Here is a 4,424-nt window from a genome sequence, read left to right as displayed (position 1 = left end):
TTCCTGGACTATGCCAGGCCTGAACCACCCCGGCTGGAACGGGTGTCGCTCAATGCGGTGGTCGACGCCGCCGTGTACGCCATCGCCGACTATGAAGACATGCGGGTGACCGTCACCATCCCCGACGACATGGCCGTGCTGGCGGACGAAGTCGAGCTGTCGCGCGTGATTTCAAATCTGCTGGAGAATGCCAGGCGCTATGGCAAGACACCCGAAACCGGCATTGCCCTGGTCGACATTGCCGCCAAGGGCCGCGACCAGTGGGTGCTGATCAAGGTGCGCGATCACGGCATGGGTGTGGCGCCCGAGACCTTGTCCAAGCTTACCCGGCCGTTTTTCCGCGGAGACGCCGCACGTACGGCAGCCACCGGCGCAGGCCTGGGCCTGGCGATTGTTGAAAAAACCATTCACCGCATGGGTGGCGTGTTTGGCCTGGCCAATACCGGCTCGGGTGGGCTCGCGGCGCATATCAAGCTGCGCAGAAGTTGATGCACCGGCCCGGCTGTTCAGCGCGCAGTCGCTGACGATGAAATATGCTCTAAAGCCAATCAGGACGTGCGCAAGCAGCTATTAAAAAAATAGCATGAAAAGCATTAAACAAGCAGAACAACGGCCCGGGCTTCCATGCTCAGGCCCTGCCCTACCGGACCCAGTTTCTCGGCCGTTTTGGCCATGACGTTTACCTGGTGCACATCCAGCGCCAGCACCTGTGCAATGCGCGCGCGCATCGCTGCAATATAAGGTGCAAGCCTGGGCGCCTGTGCAATCACCGTGCTGTCGATGTTTCCAATGCGGTAGCCGCGCTCCATCAAAAGGCGCCCAACTTCCGCCAGCAGGACCGTCGAATCAGCGCCCTTGAAGCGGGCGTCGGTATCCGGAAAATGCGAGCCGATATCGCCCAGCCCGGCGGCACCTAACAGCGCATCGGTAATCGCATGCAGCAACACGTCGGCATCCGAATGCCCAAGCAGGCCCACGGTGTGGGGAATTTCCACTCCGCCGATGATCAGCTTGCGTCCCGGCACCAAAGCATGCGTGTCCCAGCCTTCACCGATTCGAAAATTCAGGGTGGTCATCGTCGGGCCTTTGAATGGAACTGGGTGAATGGAGTTGAATGAATGGGTGGGCAGCCGCGGGCTATTTTCTGCGCCGCTCGAGGATAGCTTCCGCCAGCGCGAAATCCTCCGGATAGGTCACTTTGAAGTTCTGCGCACTTGCACTGACCAGCCGGGGAGAAAGCCCTGCCGCCTCCATCGCGCTGGATTCATCCGTGACAGCATCACCCGCACTTTCCAGTGCCTCGATCAGCGCGCCGATGCGGAACATCTGCGGCGTCTGCGCCAGCCATTTGTCACTGCGGTCCACGGTGGAGGCCACACGGCCGTCCCGTTCGGTCTTGAGAGTGTCGGGCAGTTTTTGCGCCAGCAGGCCGCCCACCGCGTCATTGCGGCATTCGTTAATCAGGGTCTTGATCTGCCCGGGCGTGACCAGGCAGCGCGCGGCATCGTGCACCAGCACCCAGTCGGTCGCATCAGCGCCGCCGGGCTGCTGCGCCAGCATGGCCTTCAGGCCATTGAGCACTGTCGCTGCCCGCGTGGTGCCGCCCTCCCTCAGCAAAACTTCATTGGCTCGATCGAAATCGGGAAAAACACTCCGAAAATCATCATCAGACGGCGAAATCACCACCCAGAGCGCAGCCAAGGTGTCTGCCATCCCCCTGAAGGCTTCCACTGTGTGCTCCACCATGGCACGGCCATCAATCAGCTGGTATTGCTTGGCCTTGGCGGTGCCGGCCCGGCTGCCTTGCCCGGCGCAGGGGATCAGTACAAAAAAACGGGCGTCGGAACGGGTATTGGCACGGCTTGTCGTCATAACTTCATCATAGATTCTAAAATCAGGGTTTAAACGCAGGCACCCCACTCCAGACGGTTTGGGGTGCCTGGCTTTTGCCGGACGCTTTGTATCCACGATCAAACCCAGGCCTGAACCCGCCACCACCGTTCCGACCCATGCAGCTACCCTCACTCGTCACCGGCAAACGCTACACCCTGCCCCAGCCCGCCGGTTCCGCCGACGCCCTGCTGCTGGCCCGCCTGGGCACCCGCGAAAAAGCCGCCGGCAAGCTCACCGCCATCATCACGTCGGACGCCACCACGGCCCAGCGCCTGATGGACGAGATTGCTTTTTTTGCGCCTGACCTGCGCTGCGCGCTGTTCCCCGACTGGGAAACCCTGCCTTACGACACCTTCTCGCCACACCAGGATTTGATCAGCGAGCGCCTGGCCACGCTGTGGCGAATCCAGCAGCGCGACAAGGAAACCGGCGCCGACGTCGTCATCGTGCCGGCCACCACGGCGCTGTACCGCCTCGCGCCGCCCAGCTTCCTGGCCGGCTACACCTTTCAGTTCAAGGTCAAGCAAAAGCTCGACGAAACCAGACTCAAAGCCCAGCTCACGCTGGCGGGCTACAGCCACGTCACGCAGGTCGTCAGCCCCGGCGAATACGCCGTGCGCGGCGGCTTGATCGACCTCTTTCCCATGGGCAGCCCGGTGCCCTACCGCGTTGACCTGTTTGACGACGAGATTGACAGCATCCGCACCTTTGACCCCGACAGCCAGCGTAGCCTCTACCCCGTGCCCGAGGTGCGCCTGCTGCCCGGCCGTGAGTTCCCGATGGACGACGAGGCACGCGCCAGGTTCCGCAGCCGATGGCGCGAACTGCTGGACGGCGATCCGACCAAGAGCCGCATCTACAAAGACATGGGCAACGGCGTGGCCACCGCCGGGATCGAGTACTACCTGCCGCTCTTCTTTGAAGAAACGGCCACGGTGTTCGACTACCTGGGCAGCAACGCTACCGTCGTACTGCACGGCGATTTGGAGCCGGCCTTCCAGCGCTTCTGGCAGGACACCAAAGACCGCTACCGCCTGGTGCGTGACGCGCCCGACCGCCCGGCGCTACCACCCGAATCGCTGTTCCTCGGCACCGAGCAGTTTTACGCACGCGCCAACGATTACGCGCAGCTCGCGATACGCGCAACGGTGGAAGACGTGGCCGACAACGCACAGTTCCAGAAGCTGGGCGAAATGGCCGTAGTGCGCGGCGCCGAAGACCCGCTTGCCAGGTTCAAGGGCCACGTCCGCAATACAGCCCATCGCGTGCTGGTGCTGGCCGAAAGCGACGGCCGGCGCGAAAGCCTGCTGGACTTCCTGCGCGCCAGCAGCGTCAGCCCACCGGCCTTTGATTCGCTTGAAGACTTCCAGGCCAGCGACGAAAAGCTGGGCATCGCCACCGCGGCGCTGAACACCGGCTTCAGCTGGCTCGAAGAAGGCATCGACTTCATCACCGAAACCGAGCTGTTCGCCGCCGGCGCCACGGTGCGCCGCCGCAACAAAAAACAGGAACAGGTCAGCGACGTCGAAGCGCTGATCAAGGACTTGTCGGAGCTCAACGTGGGTGACCCGGTGGTGCACAGCGCCCACGGCATCGGCCGTTACCGGGGCCTCATCAATATGGACCTGGGCCAGGGCACGAATGCCGACGGCACGCCGCTGCTGCAGGAGTTTTTGCATCTTGAATACGCCGACAGCGCCACGCTCTACGTGCCCGTCAGCCAGCTGCACCTGATCAGCCGCTACACCGGCGTCAGCGCCGAAGAAGCCCCGCTGCACCGGCTGGGCAGCGGCCAGTGGGAAAAAGCCAAACGCAAGGCCGCCGAGCAGATTCGCGACTCCGCCGCCGAACTGCTCAACATCTACGCGCGCCGCGCCGCACGCGAGGGCCATGCCTTCCGCTACTCGCCCGGCGATTACGAGACCTTTGCCAACGACTTCGGCTTTGAAGAAACCGCCGACCAGCGCGCCGCCATCCACGCGGTGATCCAGGACATGATCAGCCCGCGCCCGATGGACCGCCTGGTCTGCGGCGACGTGGGCTTCGGCAAAACGGAAGTCGCCTTGCGCGCGGCCTTTATCGCCGTTACGGGCGGCAAACAAGTCGCCTTGCTGGCACCCACCACCCTGCTGGCCGAGCAGCACTACCAGACGCTGGTAGACCGTTTTGCCAAGTGGCCGGTCAAGATCGCCGAGATGAGCCGCTTCCGCTCGGGCAAGGAAATCACGGCCGCCATCAAGGGCCTGGCCGACGGCACGGTCGACATCGTGGTCGGCACGCACAAACTGCTCAGCCAGGACGTGAAGTTCGAGCGCCTGGGCCTGCTCATCATCGACGAAGAGCACCGCTTTGGGGTACGCCACAAAGAGGCCATGAAGGCCATGCGCGCCGAGGTCGACGTTCTGACGCTGACGGCCACGCCGATACCGCGCACGCTGGGCATGGCGCTGGAGGGCCTGCGGGACCTCAGTGTGATCGCCACCGCGCCGCAGCGACGCCTTGCCATCAAGACTTTTGTGCGCAGCGAAAAC

4 protein-coding genes are annotated in these 4,424 nt (G+C 63.2%); 2 read left to right on the top strand and 2 right to left on the bottom strand.

Annotated elements, in window-relative coordinates:
- On the top strand, positions 1-489 hold a 489-nt coding region (locus tag AC1D0Z_RS16545), incomplete at its 5' end, for a sensor histidine kinase (RefSeq protein ID WP_477659310.1).
- A gap of 104 nt (positions 490-593) precedes the next feature.
- Here AC1D0Z_RS16545 and ispF read toward each other — a convergent pair.
- Together ispF and ispD are read right to left on the bottom strand one after the other, a co-directional pair.
- Positions 594-1,076, bottom strand: coding sequence for a 2-C-methyl-D-erythritol 2,4-cyclodiphosphate synthase (gene ispF / locus AC1D0Z_RS16540; protein ID WP_477659309.1), 483 nt, complete (start codon positions 1,074-1,076; stop codon positions 594-596).
- A 61-nt stretch (positions 1,077-1,137) separates the two neighbouring features.
- Positions 1,138-1,872 carry a 2-C-methyl-D-erythritol 4-phosphate cytidylyltransferase gene (ispD, locus tag AC1D0Z_RS16535; RefSeq protein ID WP_477659308.1) on the bottom strand — a complete coding sequence of 245 codons (735 nt, stop codon included), beginning with the start codon at positions 1,870-1,872 and terminating at the stop codon, positions 1,138-1,140.
- Between the two features lie 137 nt (positions 1,873-2,009).
- Here ispD and AC1D0Z_RS16530 point away from each other — a divergent pair.
- Positions 2,010-4,424: transcription-repair coupling factor (locus AC1D0Z_RS16530; RefSeq protein ID WP_477659307.1), on the top strand; the 2,415-nt coding region annotated here is incomplete at its 3' end.

It is taken from the genome of Polaromonas sp. P1_E3, from assembly GCF_056405935.1.
Note: the sequence above shows the minus strand (reverse complement) of the source record. Positions and strands in the feature narration are given on the sequence as shown.

Excerpts from the sequence above, each read along its gene's own strand:
- ispF (WP_477659309.1), bottom strand. The coding sequence starts at position 1,076 with ATGACCACCCTGAATTTTCGAATCGGTGAAGGCTGGGACACGCATGCT.
- ispD (WP_477659308.1), bottom strand. The coding sequence starts at position 1,872 with ATGACGACAAGCCGTGCCAATACCCGTTCCGACGCCCGTTTTTTTGTA.